The following is a 22,929-nucleotide window of genomic DNA, read 5'->3' as shown; positions in this document are numbered from 1 at the left end:
TTTACCGTCATTCCGGCGAAAGCCGGAATCCAGGTTTTGATGGGTGTAAGTTACTTATCGGTTTGGTCCCGGGCCCCCTTGGGTGAAACACTTAACACTTAAAACTTAAAAAAAATGACATTAGAAATACACAATATCAATAAATCCTTCGGTCGGATCAAGGCCTTAGATAATGTTTCCATGAGCATGGAAAAAGGATCCCTGGTCTGTTTTCTGGGGCCTTCGGGCTGTGGCAAGACCACCCTGCTCCGAATCATTTCCGGTCTGGAACTGCCAGACTCAGGCTCCATAAAACTGGACGGATTCAACATGTCTACAGTTCCGGCCCGCAACCGAAATTTCGGTATGGTTTTCCAGTCCTATTCGCTTTTCCCCAACATGACCATTGCTGCCAATGTGGCTTATGGGCTTGAATGCCGCAAATGGAACAAATCCGATATAGCCCTTCGCGTTCAGAAAATGCTAAATATGGTTCACCTTGAAGATCAGGCCCAAAAATTTCCTCACCAGCTATCTGGTGGACAGCAGCAGCGTGTGGCCCTGGCCAGAGCCTTAGCTCCAAGGCCCTCTGTTCTTCTGTTAGATGAACCTCTGTCCGCTCTGGATGCAAGAGTCCGGGAAGAGCTGCGTGATGAGATCAGATCCCTGCAGCAAAGACTCAAAATCACAACCATCATGGTTACTCATGATCAGGAAGAAGCCCTGACCATGGCGGATCAGATCATGGTCATGAAAGACGGTAAACTCATGCAGATGGGTTCTCCAATGGACCTGTATCTTAAGCCTGCAAATCCATTTGTGGCCCAGTTCATAGGCAGAATGAATATTGTGCCGGCTGATATGGGCATTGAGTATTCATCCAATGGTTACTCCCCGGGCCAAAGTCCGAAAATCCTCGGCTTCAGGCCGGAAGCTGTAAGGCTTTCAGATCATAACCGGGAAAGGCATGCCTTAAAAGGTACAGTTGAGCGTATTTCCAGACTCGGCCATTTAACTAGAGTCACCCTAAATGTCACCAACAATGGTGGACCGCCCATCAAGGTAACCTCAGAAATCCAGGGACCTGGTCAGACACTGGAAACAGGGTCAGTCAGATACATTAATATTTCTCCAGATACAGTAAGAGTTTTAGAATGGCACTAAGTTCAGCCATAAAACATGGCATTAACAGGGCACTGCCACAAAATTTTGCAAACTTAGACAGAGAATTAATTCTTAAACTCATTGTTGCGGCCCTGGTGGCCCTGCCTCTTATCATATTTGTACTTTACCCTCTGGTACATATTATGAGTAGAAGCTTTCAGACCCCTGAGGGTATTGGGCTTGGCAATTATACTTCAGTCCTTGGCAGTCAAAGATTTCTCGGCCTGGTATACAACAGCTTTGAAGTGACTCTGATGACCACGGCCATTACCATTATTCTGGCCTTTATTTTTGCCTTTGCCATTCAAAGAACTCACCTGCCATTTAAAAATCTGTTCCGGCTCATTGCCCTCATACCATTATTTGCCCCTTCTCTGGTCCAGGCTCAGGGCCTGCTGCTCCTGCTTGGCCGCAATGGTTTCATCAATCGCACTCTGGGCACTGAATTCTCTATTTATGGATACTGGGGAATTGTCATTTCCAGTGTGCTTTATGTGTTTCCCTATGCTTTCCTGATTTTTTCCGCTTCCCTGGCCATGGCAGACAATCGCCTGTATGAATCATCCCGAATACTCGGGGCCGGGCCATTGAAGACCTTTATGACCGTGACCCTGCCATCCACCAGGTTTGCACTCATGGCTTCCACGTTTGTGGTTTTTACCCTGGTTATAACTGATTTTGGAAATCCCATGGTCATTGGCGGTGACTACAGTGTGCTGGCTACTGAAGTCTATAACCAGGTCATTGGACAGGCCAACTTTGAATTAGGCACTGTAATCGGCATGGTCCTTCTGGCTCCAGTGGCAGTAGCCGTTGCCGTAGAAAAGTTTTTCAACAAAAATAATCAGACCCAGCTGTCGGAACACGCCAAACCAATGGTTATCCAAACCCATTTAGGCCGCGATATATTTTTTACAGCATACTCCTTACTTGTCTGCCTATGCATTCTAACCGTGGTGGGCATAGTCATCTTTGCCAGCTTCACTCATCTCTGGCCCTATAGAATGGACTTTTCACTGCGTCATTATGCCTTTGATGTGCAAAACGGGATTCAACCTTTGTGGAACAGCATCTATATCGGACTCATGGCCGCTGCCATAGGTGTGGTAGCAACAGGACTGGCCGCTTATGTAACCGAAAGATTCAAAACCTTTCTGGATTCACCCCTTTATTTTCTGTGCATTGTTCCGGCAGCAGTACCTGGAATGGTTTTGGGTCTGGGCTATATACTGGCCTTTAACAATCCTGCCAATCCTGTTTACGCAATTTACGGTTCCTTACTGCTCATAGCCATCTGCAATGTCTATTACTATCACGCCCAGGGCTTTTTAATCGCCTCAACAAGTATGAAACAAATCAGCAGTACTTACGATGAAGCTTCAGCCACCCTGGGCGGAACATTCATCAGGACCATGCGCAAAGTAACCCTGCCCCTCATGTGGCCGACACTGGTGGGAGTGGCAGTATTTTTCTTCATGCGCAGCATGGTAACCCTTAGCGCTGTTATTTTTCTCATTACCCCGACCTCACAGGTGGCAGCTGTCTCAGTACTGCTTCTGGAAGACCGGGGCGCTGTAAACCAGGCTGCAGCATTTTCTGTCTGTATTATGGGCGTGGTGGTTGTCTCGCTGCTTCTGGCCAGGCTGGTCCTGAACTTTTTTGGTTATAAAAATATATCCCTGATTCGTTAATAAAAGTATGCGAACTGGATACCTTTTCAAAATTGGTTTTTAACCACACAGGAGGAACATCATGACGTGGAACCAGATTTATAATTACAGGATTATGCTTGAAGACCTTTTAATTGAAACAACCACAAACCTGGAAATGATCGGTCAAAAGCTCGGGGAGTTATCCACTGATATCTGCCCTGATGAAAACGATCAGGCAAGCATTGAATCTGAAAAAAGCCTGCTCCTGGCTCAGGCTGGTCGCGGCGGAAAACTGATTACAGAAATCAAACAGGCCCTCAAACTCCTGGAAAACGGCGAATACGGTATCTGCGCTGCTTGTGGAGATGACATAAATCCCCGCAGACTTCTTGTCCATCCTACAGCAAAGCTCTGCGCCCAGTGCCAGGAAAGCTTAGAGCAAAGAGCTGGGAATACCGGACAGTATAATGGGCAATACAATGATTTTAACAGAAACTATGCGTAAATTGATCATAAGTGATCAGAGGCAGGCTTTACTTACAAATAACTAAAACCAAATTAGCAATAAATTCAGAGCATTACGGTTTTACGATACAGATTGCTTCGGTCGCTTAGGCTCGCTCGCAATGACAGGTTTTCAGCTACCACATCCCTGACAACTCAGGTGTCATTGCGAGCGAGTCTTCGAGCGCGGCAATCTCTAACGCGTTGAGGCTATTTCAAGTTACTCATAGGTTCGGTCCCGGTCCGCCCGGGTGAGGAGCTTACAAGTAACTAGAATCGTTTTTCTAATAAAATCAGTTGGTTACAGTTTTCACATTTTTACGATTTCTGCTTATGATTCATGCACATTTGCCTGAAAAGTTCCGTCAAAGATGGGAACTTTGCACCTGGCACAGCTTCCTGCCCGGAGGCTTACAGCCCGGAGGGGGACTGTCCCTCGCTGTGTAAATTTTGTCATTAAAGCCAATTTCTTCCAGGAACCAATGCAGTATCAATCTTTTTTATAGTACCTCGCGGGGACTGTCCCAATTTCCAGAAAAGTGACAGACTCGTAAAGTTACTCACAGGTTCGGTCCTGGTCCGCCCAGGTGAAGAGCTTCTAAGCAACTAAAACCAAATTAGCTGTAAAATCAGACATTTAGGGTTTTCATTTTTACGATTTTTGCTTTGATTGATGCACATTTGCCAGAAAAGTTACGTCAAAGATGGGAACTTTGAGCCTGGCACAGCTTCCTGCCCGGAGGCTTACAGCCCGGAGGGGGACTGTCCCTCGCTGTGTAGATTTTTTCATCAAAGCAAATTTCTCCCAGGAACCAACGCAGCATCAATCTTTTTTATAGTACCTCGCGGGGACTGTCCCAATTTTCAAATATGGGATTGTTCTTCAAGGTGGAGGCGGCTTCCAGCCGCCTGGAATTAAATAGCCTGCAGGATGCAGGCTCCACTTTAAAGACAGTTACCCACACGTTCGGTCCCGGCCCCCCGGTGAAACGCTTTTAACATAAATATTGGACTCAGGACTTTAGTAACTTATCGTTTCAATCCTGTAGAAAAAAACAAGAAAGTTTTTTTACCTTGCAAGAGCAATAATGCCCAAAAACCTTATTCTTCAGCCTTCAGTCTGAAAAGTACGGTTATCACCCCAACTTAACGCTCCAAGTAAATTGGGTTGTGGGCACAGCTCGCATTTGACCTTAAACATCGGACCTTGGCCTTACAACTTTGGACTTAAGACAGTTAACATAGTTTCCATCCGGAAAGTCTTTCTTTCCGAATGTTGAAGCTGCTGGTTTTCTTTCCGGAAACGAGAAATTTTTTATTTTGGCAAGGAAATCAATCAATTATGAGGAGGCGTATCTTAATACGTTGACGAATAATTGTGCAGATTGACGCCGCCAAAAGGAAAAAGAGCCGTTTCCGGATGAAAACTAACATAACAACCTTTAACTTGGAGGATTCAGATGATTGGAAGTCAGAAATCTTTATTTACCAACCTTTTATTGATTGTGATGGTGATGGTGCTGGTTGCTGTTTTGTTCACCCCTGTAAAAAGCAAGGCCGATGTTTCAGGCGTATGTCCGGCAACATTGAGATTTGCGGATACTGGAATTGAAGGTCTTGAAGAACTGCGCCGGGCTTTTGGTCAATTTATTGATACCATGGAAAAAGTCCTTAAGGTAGAAGTCCAGTTTTTTCCGGTAGGTCACAGAACTGCCGCTGTTAATGCTCTCAGGTTTGAGCAGGTGGACATTGTCATGGCCGGACCTTCTGAGTACGTTGCCATTGAATCAAGAATTCCTGGCAACAAGCCCATCATCAGTATTTCCAGACCCAGTTACGCCTCAATCTTTATTGCTCCTGAAAACAGTGGAATAAACAGTCTGCAGGACTTAAGGGGCAAAAGGGTTGCAATGAAAGATGTCGGTTCCACCACTGGACATATCATACCCAGCTATATGCTCATTCAGGAAGGATTTAACCTGGATCGGGATGTAACAATCCTCAATATTGATGGTGCCAGATTTGAAGCCCTTATTGCAGGTGACGTACACGCTGTGGGCACAGGTGTCAGAGACTGGGAACCTTTTATCAATAGAGCTGGGGGAGGTTTCAAAATCATTGCTCAAAGCGACCCCATGCCTGATGATGTCATTCTGGCTGGACCGCATATCAGTAAAGAATGTGTTGCCGGACTCAAAGATGCTATGATGAGTAATGCAGACACACTGCTTGAAGCAATTCTTGCTCCTGGAGAAAGGGATAAGTACATCGGTGCTACCATGGTAGAAGTAAGTGATGAAGACTACAATGTTGTCCGTGATGCATACTCTGCTCTGGGCATAACCAACTAAATGTCGTGTCCCAAAAACCCTGAGCCAGTCGATGTGCTCAGGTTTTTTAATGCTCATACAAAATCCTACGATACAATAGCACTACAGCGAGACTTTGGGTTAATTATGACCTCGGGCACCGGGGACAGGCTCTTTTGCCAGCCTTAAACCCTAAAAAAAGCCGGACTATTCGGCGGCAAAAGAGCCAGTCCCCTTCCAGCATAAATAAAGTGTCTCTATGGTGATAGAGACTTTAAAGACATAACAATAACTGTGCAAAACCATCAAGCACACAAACCCCAATACCATAAAAATATGAATATCACTGTTAAAGAGGCAGGCAAAACATATCCTGATGGAACGGTTGCCTTGAAAGATATCTCTTTTACCATAAAGCCAGGTGAAGGAGTGGTCATACTCGGTTCCAATGGCTGTGGGAAGTCAACTCTTCTTAAAATGATGCTGGGCCTTGAATCCGCCACTAAGGGCAGCATTTTATTCGACGATAAGGACATCACAAAATCCAGAGGCAGGACTTTGAGGCGTATCAGGCTGAAGGTGGGCAGTGTATTCCAGCACTTCAACCTGGTAGGAAATGTTTCAGTATTTCAGAATGTACTTTTTGGAATCATGGGTCATAAGGGACTTTTAGGAAGCCTAAACCTGACAGCAAGCTCTGAAACCAGGGATCAAGCCTGCCACTGCTTAAATAGAGTCGGACTTGTACATCTTATGAATCGCAGGACAGATACACTTTCAGGTGGACAGCAGCAGCGACTGGCCATTGCCAGAATGCTCATGCAGAATCCTGCAGTAGTCTTCGCTGATGAACCTGTGGCCAGCCTTGACCCCAAGGCCGGCCGTCAAGTCATGGAACTGCTCTGGGACGTGGTGGAGGAAAGAAAAATGACCGTTGTGTGCGTACTGCACCAACTGGACCTTGCTCTGGAATACGCTGAAAGAATTATCGGAATCAAGCAGGGCTTGGTAGCTTTTGACTCTTCTCCCAGTAAACTTGAAAAACAAATTCTGGAAACTCTTTACGAAGGTGAAGAACCTGAGGATTCTGAAGAATATTCATGAATAACAACAATTCAAAATCACAAATGCCCAGTAGATTTACAAACCCGTCAATTTTTTCATGGATTGTCCTGATTGTTTTTATTGCTTTTTTTATCCATGGCATGTCCGGTTCCAATATCACTTTCGACAGACTAATCCGCGGAACCTTTAATCTTGGTCAATTCCTTGCTGAGGCCTTCCCTCCAAATTTCTCCAGGATTGAATTTATTGCTCAATCCATGCTGGAAACCTTTGGCATGGCTGTTGTGGGTGTAACCTTCGGCATAATTCTTTCTTTTCCCATGGCTCTTCTTTGCTCACGAAATACGGCTCCCAATATGCTGATCATGAGTATTTCAAGAATCGTGGTAGCCACCCTTAGAACCATTCCTGACCTGATCTGGGCCTTGATTTTTGTGGTAGCAGTTGGTCTTGGACCTTTAGCTGGGATTCTGGCCATAATCGCCGACACCATTGGATTTTGCGCCAGGTTCTTTTCAGAAAGAATTGAAGAGGTTGACCCTGGACCTGGAACTGCACTGACAGCTATTGGTGCCAGCAAAACAAGTGTGGTTTTTGGAGCCATGGTCCCTGAGTGCTTTCCTTCTTTTGTGGCTACAAGCCTGTTCGGACTGGAGAAAGCTGTGAGAAGCGCCGTGGTTCTGGGGCTTGTAGGAGCAGGAGGCATTGGGATTGAACTTACTTCAGCCATGAACCTCTTTCGCTATGATGAAGCCCTGGCCATCATTATTGTCATTCTTGTGGTGGTCATCTTTGTAGAACAGGTAGCCTCAAGAATCAGGTTAAAGGTAATATAACCATGTAGTTCGGAAAAAATCACATCATCATTTCAGCCATTTAAGGAGCGTTATGAGTCAAAAAAACTATATCCTGGATACCAATGTTCTCATTGAAAACCCTCAAAGCATGGATATCCTGAGAAATGGTTCTGAAAACAATGTCTTTATCCCCTACCACGTCCTAATGGAACTCAACAAGCTAAAAACAGAGCCCAGACTGGCCCATATAGTCAGCAAAGTTGTTGAAACTCTGGAAAAAAATAAGGACCATATCCGTATTATTCGCAATGAAGAGCTTAGCACAGCCTATACCGACATCGCAGACAACTACATTCTCTCAGAAATTAGCTCCAATCCTGAAATACATAACCCCATCCTGGTTACCAACGACAAGCTCCTGAGGCTGCAGGCCGGACTTTTAAATATACACAGCGAGGAGTTCAAACACTCCAGACCATTTGAGTCTGAATCACAACTTTATACAGGGTTCAGGGAAGAAAATGATGACCCCATACCCAACTCCTTCACCTGGGAAAACGGCAAGCCTGTTTTTCATGGACCTAATGGTAAAAAGGTGATTAACTACACCCTTGATATCTGGAAGGTCACTCCAAGATCTATTTATCAGAATCTCGCTCTGGAACTCATGCAGAACCCGGGCATTGACCTGGTGACAATCCAGAGCGAGGCAGGATACGGCAAAACATTTCTTGCTCTGGCCTCAGCTCTTGAACTGGTTTTAAGTAAAAAAGAATATTCCAAAATCCATATAGTTAAACCAACTCATGAAATCGGACCAAAGCTTGGTTATCTGCCTGGTGATATTTCGGAAAAAATCGCACCCTATATAAGATACATCCTCAATCTTCTGCAAAAGCTGCATGAAATAAGAAAAGCCGGGAAAATATTTCTTGATGCTGATGAATCAACACTGAAACTCAACCCTAAAAAAATAGAGATTCTGCCTCTGACTTTTGTTCGGGGCATGACCATTGAAAACTCGTTTGTAATTATTGATGAAACTCAGAACCTCTCAAGGTATGAGATCAGATCTCTGCTTTCGCGGATGGGAGAAGGGGTCAAGTGTGTCTGCCTTGGAGACACCAGGCAGGTGGACAATCCCCACCTCAATGAGTCCAATAATGGACTGAACTGGATAGTAAAAAAAATGAAGGGACTGAACAATTACGCCCACCTGGTTCTCAAAGGAGATAAATCAAGAGGGCCGATTACAGATATGGTTATCAAGTCAAGGCTGTAATTACTTTGGCGTGCGGACTGGACACCCTTATCCAGTGCTGCTGAATAGCCATAGTCCATATTTTAGACTGGAAATCTGACTAAAACAGCATGCATTACATATATTGACTCCACAATTTCTTAAAAGTGGCTACAACTAAAATGGCAACAAATTCAGAGTATTATGGTTTTAGCATACAGATTGCTTCGGTCGCTTAGGCTCCCTCGCAATGACAGGTTTTGCCCAATTACATCCCTGACAGATCTGGTTTCATTAAGCGCTAGTCTTTTTAGTTTGGTAAACATCAATTGGTTGTCAGAAACGCGCAATGCTCCCTATTCTTTGTTACAGGACTGCAGTGGCAAGCCTTAAACTAGCAAACTCACCTGACTTCAAGCTCATCACCCCCTGCAGCCTCCTGGTTCAGGATCTGCTGGTTGCCAAGCGGGAGCTTAGTCTGGCCAAACAACTGAAGAAGCTTTCCAGGTATCATGCATTGATCATTGATGACATAGGATATCTACCAGCCCAACCTGTTCCAGAAGATTAAAAGAAGAACGGACAGCTTGGGTTCTACATTGTAAATTTCTGGTTACGTGGTGATTTTTTGATATCCTGCAACTGTTCTTTTATGGATTGAGGCTGCTCCTTTCCATTCTCATTCTACCATAACTTGAGAGTCAAAAGTTCTTTTAACCGTTTGTATTCATTTACTGTTATTCTACCTGTTCGTCATTCCGGCGAAAGCCGGAATCCAGTATCATTTCATAGTAGGATAAATGACTGGATGCCGGTTCAAGTCCGGCATGACGGGGAGCACTTTTGACTGTCCAGATAGCAAAATGCTCAACTTGTTCATAATCTGTCAATCCAATTGACAATTTATGAATAAACTGCCATTCATCTGGCATGATAAAACGCACGCTGGAAAGAAAACTGAAAGAACTTGCCGGATATTATCCTGTGGTTTTAATTACAGAACCCCGTCAGTCAGGCAAAACCACCCTGTGCAGGATGGCCTGGCCCAATCGTAGCTACCTCTCTCTGGAATCACTTGATATCATGGACTTTGCCCGCAACGACCCACGCGGATTTCTTGCACAATATTCCCATGATGTTATCATTGATGGAGTTCAAGAGGAACTCAGCCTAATCTTTTTCACTACAGAGAGGCCAGGGGTCCGGAAATCGATCTCCTCCTGGAGCAGGGAGAAAGGCTCGCAGCAGTGGAAATAAAGTCAGGAAGCACTGTGAATCAGGATTTTTTTAAAAACCTCAAATGGTTTACCCGTCGTTTACAGGAAAGTGGACAAGAAAGACGTGTGCAAAGCTATATTGTCTATGGGGGTGAAAGCTCTCAGAAACGTTCAGATGCCCATGTGCTGCCTTGGACAAGGGTCTGGGAAGTCATGTAATGAACACTTTCCATGCGCTCACCGCATAGATGACATTTCATTTTTTAATCCCCAATTCCAATGAAGCAAGTGTTTCCAATCCACTTCGGTTTGATCGGGACGCAAAGAATGCAGTCTTGAATATTCCAAAGCGGGCTACGCCCGCAACCCTATAAAAAAAAGCTATTTGACAGTCACTAATATGCGAAGCGCTTGGCAGGCAGAGTTTGCATCATTATATTTTATCCATCTGCTTCAGATAATCACTTACTTTTTTGACAAATGCCTCTGCTTTTTCAATAAAATCAGTCGCCTCCAAAGCAGTCAGATGCGAGTATTCCCTGTAGTCTTCTCTTTGCCGCAGCTCAAAGGCCTTATTCAAAGTACGTCCCATCTCTTTGTCAAAAACCTCATTTCTGATGAAGTTTTTATTAAAGTAGCTCAATACGCCGCTATGCTTTGAGGAAGAGTAAGGCTCGTAAATAAGCAACGCCAGTACGCTGTAAAACATGGCATAGTAAATCCTGTTCATGATTGAACGAGGACTTTTTCCTCCTGAAAGAAGATACCGGGCCTCATCCAGACTTTCTTCCGCCTGCTTTATGCGATAACTGGCAAGCTCTTTTCTTTTTTCCTCTGGACTGCTCACACGCTTACGCCTTCCTGCATGGCATTCCTGTACAGGGGTGACTCAGACATTGGTCCGGACACAAGTTCATCTTGATTGAAAATAACTGCTGAGATAAGGCAATCATATTCCAGATTCAACTCAAATATCATATCATCAATCAACGATTGCAAATTACTGTCAAATTCCCTGACAATGATCAGGACATCAATGTCAGATTCAGGCGTGGATGATCCCCTGGCCTTGGAGCCATAAACCCGGAAATCGACAAAATTCTCTTGATCCTGCAGAAAAGTTTTCAGTCTGGTTAACGCCTTTACTTCATTTTGATTCAGGTCCATTCTCATTTCCTCCAGCCTTTCCTGGTGTGAGCCTGGCTTGCCCTGATAATCCTGTCTAAGTTCTTAAGAGAGTTTTTGACAGGATTAACAGGATTTTCAGGATTTATTTTTTCTGCCCACATGCCGGAAGCCTGCGGGCAGAGAATCAACTGCTTACGCAGTGAAAAAGTCTGTCTGGTATCGCCGCAAGGCGATTGGTCATTTCCTGGTGGGCTTCCGGCACGCCAAGAATTGATCCTGTTCATCCTGTAAATCCTGTCTAAGTTTCTTGTATTTTATAACAGGGTTTCAGGAGTAAGTCACTGAGATGAGTATTGTGTGTCTGAGAGCGCAGTGCTCAAACAGTTCATGACAAGTGCCGCGAGCTATGAAAGCGGCAATAAGGACATTGGTGTCGATGAAAAGCTTCAAGAGACCTTCTCGAATACGTCTTTGTCAGTGAATACACCTTGTTCGGCCGATTTCTGAACCATTCTGCCTCGCAGATCCCTGAAGCGTCTCAGGAACAGGTAGTCACGCAGCGATTGTTGTACAATCATGCTCCGAGAAACGCCCTCCTCAAGCGACCTCCTGTCGGGCTCTTGCCGCACATCTTCTGGAATGCTGATGGTGAGCGTGCTTCTCATATCCTCTAACCCCTTTTTTTTAGGCGCTTATTGGAAATTTCAAACCAACATGTTGTTTCATTTTCAAAGAAAGCCAGGAGTTTTTGCCCACGGAACATACGGAAGGGCACGGAAGTGTTTTTCAAGTGTTGCGAAGCAACTCATATTCCGTGAAATTCAGTGTATTCCGTGGGCAGTCTCTTTTGTCCCGAAGGGGCCTCTTTTTCCGCGCAGGGTTGCGGAAAAAGCCTAGTAACTTACCGTTTCAATCCTGCAGAAAATAACAAGAAAGTTTTTGTAACTGTTCAGCTAAATCAAATTTGAAGATATGGACCCCGGATCAAAGCCTGTCCCGGACCTTGATCCGGGATCCGGGGTGACGGTTAAATCAGACAGTTGCCCTTTTCCGTCATTCCGGCGAAAGCCGGAATCCAGGGTATTTTAATAGTCTTATAGTAAAGGTGCTGAACAGTTACAAATTTTTTAACCTTGAAAAAGCAATAATGCCCAGGAACCTTATTCTTCAGCCTTCAGTCTAAAACTACGGTTATCGCCCCAACTTAACGATCCTAGTAAATTGGGTTGTGGGCACAGTCCGCATTTGACACTATTGTATTAACTCTTGTTACACCAAGATGGAATACTGTCAAGTCTCCTCCTGGCTCTGTAGTTATTTTGGTTAACCATAGATAGATAGCAGTCAAAGGGAGCATTAGCGTTTCTGACAACTGAAAAAATTGATGTGTTTGTCACAGCTCTTTTGGGGTTAAAAGCGGTTTATCGTGCATTGGCACGGGGACTGTCCCTGGCTTCGGGACTGTCCCCTATCTGGTTGTCAGAAACGCGTAATGCTCCCGCAGTCAAAAGTCATATCATTGTAACAAAGAATGAGTAAGCTGATAACAAAGACTTTTTCCCTGAAACACCAATTTATATCAGGTTACTTTGTCATACATGAACATTTTCAGAAAATTCCCTGCAGGCTTGCTGCTCTGCGTGGTTTTTATCCTTATTTTTTTTACAGGCAGCATTTCTGATTTATGGGCCTCCAGGGACAACAGAATAACAGTTTCCGGATCAACTGTACTTATGCCTGCAGTACGCGAGGCAGCAGGAATGTATGAGGTCATTAGTCCTGGTGTGCGCTTCAGCTTTCATGAGACCGGATCCGTCATCGGACAGGCTCAGGTAGCTTCAGGGGCGGCTCATCTCGCTGTTTCAGACCTGCCCATTGTTCCGGATTACCAGACATACCCCCTGCTGGAAATCAACTTTGTCCGACTGCCTGTGACATTTCTATCCAACCAGTCCATGATCAGAAATTTGAGCACGCAGCAGATTAAGGGCATCTACAATGGCCAATATCATAACTGGAAGGAGTTTGGCGGGCCTGATCTGCCCATAATAGTAGTTCTGAGAAGTGATTTCTCCGGAATTACGCGGGTCATGCGGGACTGGCTTCAGGGAACCGAAGATCCGGTACGCAGTGTCAGGGTTTCAACCAACCCCAGGGCTTTGGAACAGGTTGCATCCATACCCGGAGCCCTCAGCGCTGTGGGTGGTCTGCCTGCCAATGGTGAAACCTCCATACTGTCCATTGACGGCTGCATGCCTGGGACAGCAGTATCTTCTGAATGCGAATATCCCCTTTTTTACTATGGCAGAATTATTCTTCATAATCAGCCATCCGTAGAAGCTGCAAAATTCATCTCTTTTTTCCTTTCCCAGGAAGTACAGGAAAGGGTACTGTCCGGTACTTCCCTGACTCCAGTCAGCCCCCTTATACCAAAAGAAATTGAGGCCTTAACTGCCCATATTCAACAAACACAACTCATAAGCAGCCGGGGCCTGGTCCTTTCAGGTCAGATATTTGCAGGAATTGCTCTCTTTCTGGTCGGGGTCCGCTTTATTTCATCCAGCCTCAAAAAGGTAGCCAACAGAAGAATCAAAAAGCTTTTTTCCCGCTGGTCCGACAACCTGGGCGTGGGAGCACTCTGGGGTTTTCTTTCCGGGGCTGTGGCCCAGAGCAGCTCTTCTGCTGCCTTTGTACTGACAGGCATGGTTGCCGGCAACATCATGAAGATGAAAAGCGCACTGTATATCCTGTCCTGGGCTGAAATCGGCACAACCTTGTTAGTCTTTCTGGCTACCTGGAATCTTAACCTGGCCATTTTATACTTTTTGTCCATTTCAGGACTGCTGTATGCTTTTGACAAAAAAGGAAAGCATCAGCAGATCCTTTTGTCCATGTTCGGGCTGGGTCTGCTTTTATTCGGTTTTGACATGATCAAGTCCACAGCTGCTGATCTGGCCCAGACGCTGTGGGTCCAGAACCTGATGACCATGGGAACTGAGCTGCCCATCCTTCTTTTCCTGCTTGGCGCAGTTCTAAGGACTCTTACCCAGTCATCTTCCACTGTGGCCCTGCTGGCTATTCCCATGGCTCATGCCGGGATTCTGGACCTGAGCCAGGTTCTGCTCACCTTTTTCGGTGCTGCTGCAGGTTCGGGAATTTCCGGGATAATCTTGTCCAGCAATATATCCGGCATGTCCAGACAGGTGGCCCTGGTCAAATCCATGGCGGATTTCATCAGCAGTATAGGTCTGGTTATGCTGCTTCAGGCTGGTACTGTGTGGGGCAATAATACAATTGACATGGTTTTTCAGTTTTTTGGAAATACCATCGAAGAAAAGGCTGCCTGGGGCTTTCTCTTTGTCAAGGCCATGCCCGGACTGATCATGCTGAGCCTGACCACCCCTCTAAAACGCATGGCCGAACAATTTTCCCCGCCCAGCAGAGTGGAAACCCTGGCCAGGCTGAAGTTTGTCCAGGAAAACGCTCTCCAGGATCCAGACACAGCCCTGCAGCTGACAGCGAGAGAGTCTGAACGCATAGTTTCCAGGCTGCCCTCGTATCTGCAGCATTTAAGAACAGAGGAAGCCGATACTCAGGTCCTTGGCAGATTAGAAGAGTTACACCAGGCTGCCCAGGAGCTGAACTCCGGGATAAATGAAATTTTTACTGAGCTTTTCGGACAGGACATGAGAAAAAGTGATGCTGAACTACTCATAATAATCCAGAACCAGCATAAAATTCAGGAAAATCTGGAAACTCAGCTTTATGAACTGACATTATTGCTTGGCCAGGATCTCCAAAACCCTGAACTGGCCAAGGTCCAGCATTCAATGATTGAAGGCCTGCACACCATTTTGGCTGTTGCAGCAGAGAGTGCTGAAAAAGCTGACCCACAGGATCTGCGCATGCTGTTGAATATGACTGGTGACAGAAGCGGACTTGTGGCTGGCATGAGAAAATCTTACCTGAGCGGAAGCGAAAACATCTCAGCACATTCCAGGTCAACCTTTCTGCACATGACTAATGTTTATCAGCGTGTTGTCTGGCTGCTTCACAGTTGGACCGAATCCCGGATCAAAGTTGTTGAAATGGAATGAAGATCAAGGGGACGGGTTCATATTGACATATCAGTTATTTATAGCCTGATTTCTGTCCAGGATTTACTGATTGCAAAGATTAAAAACTCGCAACACAGGGGACAGTATATTGCCATTTTAGTTATGTTGTCAGTTCCCTATAGGCAGCTTTACCCCGCCTGATTTTTCATCCGGCTGAAGCGTACGCTTGAACCGGAAGAGCCAAAAACATTCGCCCCTTTCACCAGCCTGAGGCTTTACAGGTGCGGCAGGATTGATGTACTGGAGATAGAAAATGCATCTTTGCCTTGCACCATTGAATAATGTGGGCTGTGCCCACAACCCAATTTAAACAAGGATCGTTAAGTTGGGGCGATAACCGTACTTTTCAGGCTGAAGGCTGAAGGCTGAAGGCTGAAGAATAAGGTTCCTGGCCATTATTGCTCTTTCAAGGTTAAAAAACTTTCTTGTTTTTTTCTACAGGATTGAAACGGTAAGTTACTAACTGGACAGTCAAAAGTTCTTGTGCAACCCCTTGGATTAATGACCATTTTACAAGCTTTAGATATCCAGACGTTTTTAAAGCCTAACCATTTGAAATCATAATGTTTTTTTCTTCAACTGATAACTTTTAACTCTCAAGTTACTAACTTCCAATCTGATTTTCCAGGCTTTCTTGCCTCTTACAGGAGCTTCGCAATGCCTGAGCTCAGGAAAACAAAAAATGCCCGGACTACTTAGAGGTTTTCAGGTGAAGTATTCAGAAATATTCCAGCGCAATATCGGCTTGTTCTCCCAGGAGCAGCAAGGCTGTCTGCAAACAGCTACCATTACCGTGGCTGGCCCCAGATCCCTGTGCTGCGTGGAAGCACTCACCCTGGCCAGATTCGGCATAAAAGATATCAGAATACTTATTCAGCGGGATATTGGCGGCATTCAGCAGGGCAAGATGAGCCTGATGCTGCAATGGCTCCCCCTGGGACAGCAGCGGATGCGAACCATTTTTCCTCCTCAGTGTTACGGGGAAATCGTCTCAACACTTTATAATTGCGTGGAAATACCTTTTTATATTGCAGACCGGAACACTAAAACGAACAGCGAAAAAGATCCTAAACTGCACACCAGCCGTATCCCTGAACTAAACGTAGGCATTCTCGAAATCGAAGACGTGGGGCCCCAATGCAGACAAAGCCTCCAACTGGGTCAAGCTAAATACCAGACGTCTTTGCCGCGAAAAACTGGACACCATCTATCTTTTCCTGAACCTGGAACATCCGGACACACCTTGCATAGCCGACGAATGCGTCCAATCGGGCTATGTCTTTGCAGGCATCTCACCCGATAACTTCCCCATGGCTGATGCCCTTGTCATGCAATATCTCAACCTCGCCGCCAACCCACTTGAGCACCTTTCCACGGAAGGTGAAACCGCCGAACTGCTGCACAGCTTCATCCGCTCTGAATGGAAAAAACGGGAGAATTTTGATTCTTAGCTCTTTGCTTTTATGTCAGGATTACGCTTTTAAGTCCAATTCTGAATCCTCAGAGCGCAGCTCTCTGACGTTAATATCTTTCCAACAGGAGGTACATCTCATGTTTACAAGGTTTTTCTATTTGCGGCTGGTGATCATCTGTCTTGTGTGCTTTTCTTTTTTACTGGTACTTTTCTCATGCGGGGGTGGTTCATCAGGGAAAAGCGATGAATCATATCTGTCATATTCTTTGATTCTGGACATGGGTCAGGAAGCTCTGGAAGCAGACCAGCAAGCAGCAATTTCCATTGCACTGATGTCTGATGGAGATATGCTATGGTCCCAAGAATTCGGTTACGCTGACCAGGCTGCCCAGATTCCGGTAACCAGAGAAACCAGATTCGGCATAGGTTCTGTGAGCAAGGTTTTTACCGCGGCAGCCATAGTGAAACTGGCTGACCAGGGTCTGGTTGTTGATTTGATTGCCAGGCCAATAGGAAGGAAAATTCTGAAACCTGATCAACCGAACAGGGCGTATGATATCATAGAAACAAAATTCAGGCGAGATCCTAAGGGCAATGTAAAAGGCTGGGGACTAAAAGTGTTCCCATAAAAAGCGAAAGGCCCCGGTATTCACCGAAGCCTGACGCCGACCGGGCATTCCCAGTCCACTTGATACATAATAATTTATATCTTGTATAAGGTGTTGTCAACATTTTTTGCCAAATAGCACAAGGCTAATGAAGATTTTAGCTGGAAGTGCCCTTGAAAGTCATACCCTTTTCAGAATTCCCTTGTAATCAACTTAAAACATTGGTTACCTGACCGGAATTTGATTCAAAAGGGCTTTTTTAAAGGCTTTTCTGATAATACCCAGGCAACAGGGTGGATAAGATTCCATTGGGTATATCTGAAAGATTTTACAGCGCCCATATTGAGGGCGGAACAGACGTTTTAAGGCAGAATAGCAGCCTGTTTTGGAGCGTATTATCTAAAAATTCAGTAGATTATCTCGGCATGATCCCAAACACGAATTTTGTTTATCGCTTGCAAATTTCTGTTTGAAATGTAAGAATGCATTGCATTATTACTTTACAAAAGGCGAAACGCATGAAATTTAATGGTAACAAGTTCATACCAAGGCTTCTGGCTTGCCCTGACCATTCCTTTTTTCTCTTCGGACCAAGAGGCACGGGAAAGACAACCTGGCTCAATCAGGTTCTTGGTGATTCCCTGCGCCTTGACCTGCTCGATTCATCGCTTCATCTGGAACTTATGAAGGATCCTCATCGTCTTGAGGCTTTAACCGGTCATCTGAAAACAGGACAATGGGTTGTGCTGGACGAAATCCAGAAAAACCCGGCGTTGTTGGACGAAGTGCACAGAATCCTGGAATCCAGGGGCCTCAGGTTCGCGCTGTGCGGGTCTTCGGCCCGCAAACTTCGAAGGGGCGGGGCCAATCTTCTGGCTGGAAGGGCATTGACCCTTACAATGGAAGGTTTTACAGCCCATGAACTGCGTGACAGGTTTGACCTTAGCCAGGCCCTGAACTGGGGACTTCTGCCCATAGTGTACAGAAACCCGGATCTGGCCCCGGATATACTTTCCGCGTATGTAGATACTTACCTTAAGGAGGAAATAAGGGCCGAGGGACTGATCCGTCATGAACCGCCGTTTCTGCGTTTTATGAGTATCGCCGGGCAGATGAACGCCCAGATGGTCAACTCCCAGGGACTGGCAAGAGATGCGGGAGTAGCCCGCAGCACTATTGATGGATACTTCTCGATTCTTGTGGATACCCTGCTAGGACACTTCCTTCCGGCCTGGCGTCCAGGCTTCAAAGTCAGGGAAACCGCAAGGCCTAAATTTTTCTGGTTTGATCCAGGTGTGGCCCGGGCAGCAGCCGGCTGGCTGCGTGACCCGATTGACAGGACCTGGCAGGGCGCGGCCCTTGAAACACTCGTGTTTCATGAACTCAGAGTTTTTAACCAGGTCAGCCGTAAACACCGCCCCATTTATTTCTACAGGACTCCGGCCGGAGTTGAAGTGGACTTCATTATCGAGACAGCAATACACAGCTCACACTCTTCAGGCCGAGTTGTGGCCCTGGAGGTTAAACGCTCTGACTCGTGGCGCAGGGAATGGGAATCTCCTATGCGCTCCCTGGCAGCTCAGAATAAGATTAAGGTGGAAAAAATGATTGCCGTGTATACAGGCCAGAGAGTTTACAGGTTTGACGGGCTGGATGTCCTGCCCGTTGAAAAATTTATCACCGCCCTGCATAAAGGAGAAATCTTCTGATAAGAAACGAAACTGGGTCATGTACTCTAAAAGAACCTGTATCGGTTTATAATGATGTTTTTGAGGGTAAAATGTTTACCCCACTCGCCGGGTTAAACCCCTAGCCCGTTTAACATTCTTCTTAAATGGGCTTCTTTTGCTTAACTTGGTGTAACAACGCAAAGAGTTCCTGCAAAGTTTCCCCCCTTAAACAGGGTACCCTATGGGTGTTTATGTGGGGCAAGGTTTCATCAGGGGGGCTTCTAAGCTCTGAAAACAGGCTGATTTGGGATATTCACCCGGTGAAATGTCGTAAAACGAGCCTGCCCTGACAGGATTTAACTGGGTTTATCCTGATATTTGAGTATGATGGTTAGGTCCGACCCCGAACACCGACAGATAACGAATAAACTGAGTTTTGCAATTTCCGTTGGCCCTGAGCTTGTCGAAGGGTGCTGGGGGTGCCGGGTAACCAGCATTCACGCTAAAAAATACCTCCCTTTAACAAACAGTTGAGCTGCGGATGAAAGAAAACTGTCCTCCACAAATATTTCAATTGGACACTTGGTCTTTTAAGCCCTGTGCAGGCATAGCATACAGACCGCCCAAGATTGATTATATTCATGCCCATCTCCCGCCTATAGGCAGGTGATGGGCTTTTTTTTTGTCTCATGACACACAGGAGGATCACAGAATAGAAAAGAGTATAGCTACCAATTTTTTGATTCGACTGCAAAAACCCTTTTTTGCAGTCGCAGGAGTCAGGAGACAGGGGTCAGGAGTCAGTAAAAACAAAGATTTATGAAGATACTTTTTGCCGAGTCGCCTCATTTCCTGACTTTTTGCAGGGAAATCTTGTTTGAGGTTGAATGCAAACTTCTGGAAATTGCCTCAATACCTTCCCTGGAAAAAGAATCTGCTTCACTGGCCAGCAATTCTGTTGAACCTACAATTCCAGACATGGGAGACCTAAGGTCATGGGCAATAATGGAAAAGAGCCTGTCCTTCTCAGCATTGTCTGTCTGAAGTATTGATGTTTATCCGTGAAAGAACCCTTGCAGCATTGTATATAGCCTGTAAACATCTTTCAAAAACTCAGGTATAACGTTGCCGATGCGGTCTGTGAACTTTGATATTTCCAGACCACATTGGCAACACAACCCCACTCTCAACATGAGGGTTATAGTCTGGATTTTTTGATTCCAGGGTTATTGGAATTTAACCGGCCCGTGTGGATAATTTTCCATAAAATAGGTGCTTAAAGAGTCTGCAGGTCGCGTAATGCTTTAGATTTTTATGAACTCAACCCTGCGGTTTTGGGCTTTCCCTTCAGGGGTGTTGTTAGGGGCAATGGGCCTGCTTTGACCATAGCCGGTAGAACGTAACCGCTCTTTGGCGATGCCCATTTCAATCATTTTCTCCGTGACCGCCCGAGCACGTTCTTCAGAAAGGCGCTGGTTGAGGTCGGTTGAGCCATCACTGTCAGTATGGCCTTCCACGCTGAAACTAAGCTCTGGATGCTGCTGCATCAACTGGACGATTTCGTTGATAACGCCCATGCTCTCTGGCCTGATAGTGGCTTTGTTCACATCAAAGCGAATACCGCTGGTAACGATTTTGCCGTCGGTAAGGAACTTGTCGTAAAGCGGCACTGCTCCTTTGGCAATGCGGATGTTTTTGATGTAGCCCTGATGCCCTCCGTTGGGATTATGATACGCCATTGTAATACCAAGCGGGTTGTAGTTCATATTTGGAATATTGAGCACCCTTGCGTCATCCAGATAAACTTTAAGTGCCCTTTGGTTGAATGAGATGGAAACGCGTCTCCAGCCCGCCAGCGACATGGTTTCATTTTGGCTGGTGTTTGAATTAAATCCTGGGTAATAGCCATAAGTTGAACCGAATACTGCAGAATTCTGGCTTACCCTTACCCGATCAGTTTGGGCATTACTGCCACGGTTGACATTATTATTTAAACGCCTCTGGTTTTTACCATCATAGAACAACACTCTGTAGGTTCTTCTGGGGCTGTCAAAATAGGCATCAAACTCAATGGTGAACTCATCGGGCAGGTAATCTCCATCACTATTGGCCAGCATTGGGACAATACCCCCATCGCTGTTGGTGTTGGTATTTAAAAACATGATAACGTTTTCGCCATTCAAAACTGCGTTTTCAACCGATCCATTGGCCAGATCCCACTTTCTGGGGAACTCTCCATTGCGTTCACCTTCCTGATTGTCTTCAAAAATAATGATGTCGCCGGGAACAAAATCGAATCGCGACCAGCTCAGTTCCGCCACAGGCGCTGCAACGACCTGATCCCGCACACCTTCAGAGGCAGCCGGATCAAGACGGTCATTACCACTTCTACTGCCAGGTCCTTCTTCAGCTGAATCCAAAACTTCGTTGACCTTCCGATCAATTATTTGATCCAACCGCCGTTCAACATTCCGCTCGGCCCGGTCTTGAGCTCGTTGCAAAAACCTGCCCGGATCCAGAGCCTCCACCTGCTCAGGCAACAGCAGTGCAGCTACAAACGCTGCCGCCAGCAGCCAAAAAGTCATCTTTCCTTTCTGCATGATCAACCCCTAGTGGTAAATAGTATGTGACAACATCTTCACAACACCGTTAAAGTTAACTAACTAAAGATCCGAAAATGGCCACAGGCCAGGGACTAGAGGATGATGGAGGTAATAAGTTGGAAGAACCTCCAGGAGCAAGTTACAAACTTTTGGCACAATAGACCATCATTTGGCTCCTTAGCCCCTGGCCTGAAGCCTATTGTCCCAAAGTTGATTTTACTCTGATGGTCCTTTATGATTTTCCTGCAAAAAGTCGGACAGAAACTTATTCTGCAAAAAACATCTCCATTACTCTTTGTTTAACTGACTTCTGCGACTGCAAACAGGTGTTTTTGCAGTAAAATCCCTTATGGAATAAGGATTGAAAATCAAACACTGATATATGAACAGGGAGAACCATCTATGAACAACTTTCTTTCTAACAGTTTGGTCAAAATTTCAAGCTCATTTATTTCTGCTAAAGGGATTTAACCTGACTCATGAAAAACCCACTGAATGCTCAGATGTAACCCGTTTAAATAAATGGTTGCTTAACCGAAATTTGATAAAACAGGTTTTTTTACTCTGGCTACCTGCTCTTGCAACGCCCATTTTGAGGCCGGAACGGGAATTCTTAGAAAAAATACCGATCTGTTCTGGAAAGTATCATTTGTTTTCAACAAAAGCATTTGCCATCATAGCCAGATCAAAGGGCAAGAGTCTGGACTTTCTGGACAGGCTGATCCAAGAGGATAAACACAAGGCCTACCAGGAAAGAGCTTGTTCTCTAGTCGAGGGCGTGCAGTCATATCAATGCATGGAGAGTGAAAGAGTCAGAGGAAAGCTGGTTCCCAATAGCTTTTCCCAGAAAGCCTGAAGGAAGAGCTCCGCAAGCGGAAGTTCCTTATCTCTGCTCCAGTCAATGTTAAAGTGAAGCTTGTCTGATGGACAACCAGGATTTGTTGGGTTCGACCTCAAACAGCACAGGATTCAACAATAAGCATAAAGGAGAGAAAATGGCAGTTTTTTCAAGCGAGAGAGGGAAAAAGCTTCAAAGTCGTTGCTCCAAGGTAGGCCTTGCCCCAGGAACCATGGTATTTATCGGCGAACAAAAGATCGAGTCTGCGCGCATTAATGTCATTAATTACAAAGGTAACAGCCTGAACGAACTACATGATGTTCCCCATGATCAATGCTGCGACTTGATCGAGGCCTCCGGAGTAACCTGGATCAATGTCATTTATTGCAGGCGTTTACGGGATGAATTTCGAACATATGCCGGAACTAAAGTGGCATTATGGATATTTCCTGGTCTTGGCCGTCATGCTCTCTGCTGCCATCGGCTTGCTCGGTTATTTTAAAATTAAGAAGTGGATATGAAACAGACCCCATGTTGGCGTCCATATTGAAAAGTCCTATTGCCTCTCAGGTAACGGTTGCCATATTGCGAGCATTTGTCTCCATGCACAGATTTGCTTTTAC

The 22,929-nt window shown here is 45.6% G+C and carries 24 protein-coding genes; 17 read left to right on the top strand and 7 right to left on the bottom strand.

Annotation, left to right across the window (positions count from 1 at the left end):
• Positions 1 to 114: 114 nt before the first annotated feature.
• The 8 genes from LZ23_RS00380 to LZ23_RS25250 all read left to right on the top strand — a co-directional run bounded on the left by LZ23_RS00380 (position 115) and on the right by LZ23_RS25250 (position 9,281).
• Positions 115 to 1,143: an ABC transporter ATP-binding protein gene (locus tag LZ23_RS00380; RefSeq protein WP_045210589.1), complete on the top strand. Its 1,029-nt coding sequence runs from the start codon at positions 115 to 117 to the stop codon at positions 1,141 to 1,143.
• Positions 1,134 to 2,834: an ABC transporter permease subunit gene (locus LZ23_RS00375; RefSeq protein WP_052506988.1), complete on the top strand. Its 1,701-nt coding sequence runs from the start codon at positions 1,134 to 1,136 to the stop codon at positions 2,832 to 2,834. The genes LZ23_RS00380 and LZ23_RS00375 overlap by 10 nt, the downstream gene beginning before the upstream one ends.
• A 61-nt stretch (positions 2,835 to 2,895) precedes the next feature.
• On the top strand, positions 2,896 to 3,300 hold the full coding sequence (locus LZ23_RS00370) for a TraR/DksA family transcriptional regulator (protein WP_052506987.1): 405 nt from the start codon (positions 2,896 to 2,898) through the stop codon (positions 3,298 to 3,300).
• A 1,459-nt stretch (positions 3,301 to 4,759) separates the two neighbouring features.
• Positions 4,760 to 5,650, top strand: coding sequence for a phosphate/phosphite/phosphonate ABC transporter substrate-binding protein (gene phnD / locus LZ23_RS00365; protein ID WP_052506986.1), 891 nt, complete (start codon positions 4,760 to 4,762; stop codon positions 5,648 to 5,650).
• A gap of 294 nt (positions 5,651 to 5,944) precedes the next feature.
• Positions 5,945 to 6,712 (top strand): phosphonate ABC transporter ATP-binding protein, encoded by a 768-nt coding sequence (gene phnC, locus LZ23_RS00360; RefSeq protein WP_045210588.1) that lies wholly within the window; start codon positions 5,945 to 5,947, stop codon positions 6,710 to 6,712.
• On the top strand, positions 6,709 to 7,509 hold the full coding sequence (gene phnE, locus LZ23_RS00355) for a phosphonate ABC transporter, permease protein PhnE (protein WP_045210586.1): 801 nt from the start codon (positions 6,709 to 6,711) through the stop codon (positions 7,507 to 7,509). The genes phnC and phnE overlap by 4 nt, the downstream gene beginning before the upstream one ends.
• Positions 7,510 to 7,561: 52 nt before the next feature.
• Positions 7,562 to 8,752, top strand: coding sequence for a PhoH family protein (locus LZ23_RS00350; RefSeq protein ID WP_045210584.1), 1,191 nt, complete (start codon positions 7,562 to 7,564; stop codon positions 8,750 to 8,752).
• Positions 8,753 to 9,059: 307 nt separating this feature from the next.
• Positions 9,060 to 9,281 carry an ATP-binding protein gene (locus LZ23_RS25250; protein WP_157493055.1) on the top strand — a complete coding sequence of 74 codons (222 nt, stop codon included), beginning with the start codon at positions 9,060 to 9,062 and terminating at the stop codon, positions 9,279 to 9,281.
• A 166-nt stretch (positions 9,282 to 9,447) separates the two neighbouring features.
• Here the strand turns inward: LZ23_RS25250 and LZ23_RS00340 are convergent, their stop codons facing one another.
• A complete protein-coding gene (locus LZ23_RS00340; protein WP_045210581.1) occupies positions 9,448 to 9,642 on the bottom strand; it encodes a hypothetical protein in 195 nt (64 codons plus the stop codon).
• Here LZ23_RS00340 and LZ23_RS00335 point away from each other — a divergent pair.
• Positions 9,641 to 9,967: a hypothetical protein gene (locus LZ23_RS00335; RefSeq protein ID WP_045210579.1), complete on the top strand. Its 327-nt coding sequence runs from the start codon at positions 9,641 to 9,643 to the stop codon at positions 9,965 to 9,967. The two genes, LZ23_RS00340 and LZ23_RS00335, sit on opposite strands and share 2 nt — an antisense overlap.
• Positions 9,919 to 10,146: a DUF4143 domain-containing protein gene (locus LZ23_RS00330; RefSeq protein ID WP_492207390.1), complete on the top strand. Its 228-nt coding sequence runs from the start codon at positions 9,919 to 9,921 to the stop codon at positions 10,144 to 10,146. Before LZ23_RS00335 ends, LZ23_RS00330 begins: the two co-directional genes overlap by 49 nt.
• A gap of 214 nt (positions 10,147 to 10,360) precedes the next feature.
• On the opposite strand, the gene LZ23_RS00325 is transcribed toward LZ23_RS00330, so the two are convergent.
• From LZ23_RS00325 to LZ23_RS25245, 4 genes are all read right to left on the bottom strand, one after another.
• Positions 10,361 to 10,774, bottom strand: a complete 414-nt coding sequence (locus LZ23_RS00325) for a HEPN domain-containing protein (protein ID WP_045210575.1) — start codon at positions 10,772 to 10,774, stop codon at positions 10,361 to 10,363.
• Positions 10,771 to 11,094, bottom strand: coding sequence for a nucleotidyltransferase domain-containing protein (locus LZ23_RS00320; protein ID WP_045210573.1), 324 nt, complete (start codon positions 11,092 to 11,094; stop codon positions 10,771 to 10,773). The genes LZ23_RS00325 and LZ23_RS00320 overlap by 4 nt, the downstream gene beginning before the upstream one ends.
• Positions 11,095 to 11,096: 2 nt before the next feature.
• Positions 11,097 to 11,339, bottom strand: coding sequence for a hypothetical protein (locus LZ23_RS00315; RefSeq protein WP_045210572.1), 243 nt, complete (start codon positions 11,337 to 11,339; stop codon positions 11,097 to 11,099).
• Positions 11,340 to 11,501: 162 nt separating this feature from the next.
• Positions 11,502 to 11,633 carry a hypothetical protein gene (locus LZ23_RS25245; protein WP_269745147.1) on the bottom strand — a complete coding sequence of 44 codons (132 nt, stop codon included), beginning with the start codon at positions 11,631 to 11,633 and terminating at the stop codon, positions 11,502 to 11,504.
• A 1,020-nt stretch (positions 11,634 to 12,653) separates the two neighbouring features.
• On the opposite strand from LZ23_RS25245, the gene LZ23_RS00305 reads away from it, so the two are divergent.
• The 5 genes from LZ23_RS00305 to LZ23_RS00290 all read left to right on the top strand — a co-directional run bounded on the left by LZ23_RS00305 (position 12,654) and on the right by LZ23_RS00290 (position 18,904).
• Positions 12,654 to 15,152 carry a Na/Pi symporter gene (locus tag LZ23_RS00305; protein ID WP_045210569.1) on the top strand — a complete coding sequence of 833 codons (2,499 nt, stop codon included), beginning with the start codon at positions 12,654 to 12,656 and terminating at the stop codon, positions 15,150 to 15,152.
• Positions 15,153 to 15,855: 703 nt separating this feature from the next.
• Positions 15,856 to 16,476 carry a hypothetical protein gene (locus LZ23_RS00300; protein WP_045210567.1) on the top strand — a complete coding sequence of 207 codons (621 nt, stop codon included), beginning with the start codon at positions 15,856 to 15,858 and terminating at the stop codon, positions 16,474 to 16,476.
• A 7-nt stretch (positions 16,477 to 16,483) separates the two neighbouring features.
• Positions 16,484 to 16,624 carry a hypothetical protein gene (locus LZ23_RS24460; RefSeq protein ID WP_198145859.1) on the top strand — a complete coding sequence of 47 codons (141 nt, stop codon included), beginning with the start codon at positions 16,484 to 16,486 and terminating at the stop codon, positions 16,622 to 16,624.
• Between the two features lie 100 nt (positions 16,625 to 16,724).
• The gene (locus LZ23_RS00295; protein WP_045210565.1) at positions 16,725 to 17,216 is read left to right on the top strand and encodes a serine hydrolase; all 492 of its coding nucleotides are present in this window, start codon (positions 16,725 to 16,727) and stop codon (positions 17,214 to 17,216) included.
• 497 nt (positions 17,217 to 17,713) lie between these two features.
• Positions 17,714 to 18,904 (top strand): ATP-binding protein, encoded by a 1,191-nt coding sequence (locus LZ23_RS00290; RefSeq protein ID WP_045210563.1) that lies wholly within the window; start codon positions 17,714 to 17,716, stop codon positions 18,902 to 18,904.
• An 806-nt stretch (positions 18,905 to 19,710) separates the two neighbouring features.
• On the opposite strand, the gene LZ23_RS25445 is transcribed toward LZ23_RS00290, so the two are convergent.
• Both LZ23_RS25445 and LZ23_RS00280 read right to left on the bottom strand, forming a co-directional pair.
• A complete protein-coding gene (locus LZ23_RS25445) occupies positions 19,711 to 19,845 on the bottom strand; it encodes a hypothetical protein (RefSeq protein WP_084590821.1) in 135 nt (44 codons plus the stop codon).
• A 324-nt stretch (positions 19,846 to 20,169) separates the two neighbouring features.
• The gene (locus tag LZ23_RS00280) at positions 20,170 to 21,465 is read right to left on the bottom strand and encodes an OmpA family protein (RefSeq protein ID WP_052506985.1); all 1,296 of its coding nucleotides are present in this window, start codon (positions 21,463 to 21,465) and stop codon (positions 20,170 to 20,172) included.
• Positions 21,466 to 22,117: 652 nt separating this feature from the next.
• On the opposite strand from LZ23_RS00280, the gene LZ23_RS00275 reads away from it, so the two are divergent.
• Both LZ23_RS00275 and LZ23_RS23155 read left to right on the top strand, forming a co-directional pair.
• Positions 22,118 to 22,324, top strand: a complete 207-nt coding sequence (locus LZ23_RS00275; RefSeq protein WP_045210560.1) for a hypothetical protein — start codon at positions 22,118 to 22,120, stop codon at positions 22,322 to 22,324.
• A gap of 356 nt (positions 22,325 to 22,680) precedes the next feature.
• Positions 22,681 to 22,827 carry a CorA family divalent cation transporter gene (locus LZ23_RS23155; RefSeq protein WP_084590819.1) on the top strand — a complete coding sequence of 49 codons (147 nt, stop codon included), beginning with the start codon at positions 22,681 to 22,683 and terminating at the stop codon, positions 22,825 to 22,827.
• Positions 22,828 to 22,929: the final 102 nt, after the last annotated feature.

It is taken from the genome of Desulfonatronovibrio magnus, assembly GCF_000934755.1.
Classification (GTDB): domain Bacteria; phylum Desulfobacterota; class Desulfovibrionia; order Desulfovibrionales; family Desulfonatronovibrionaceae; genus Desulfonatronovibrio; species Desulfonatronovibrio magnus.
This window is presented reverse-complemented; position numbering and strand designations above follow the sequence as displayed.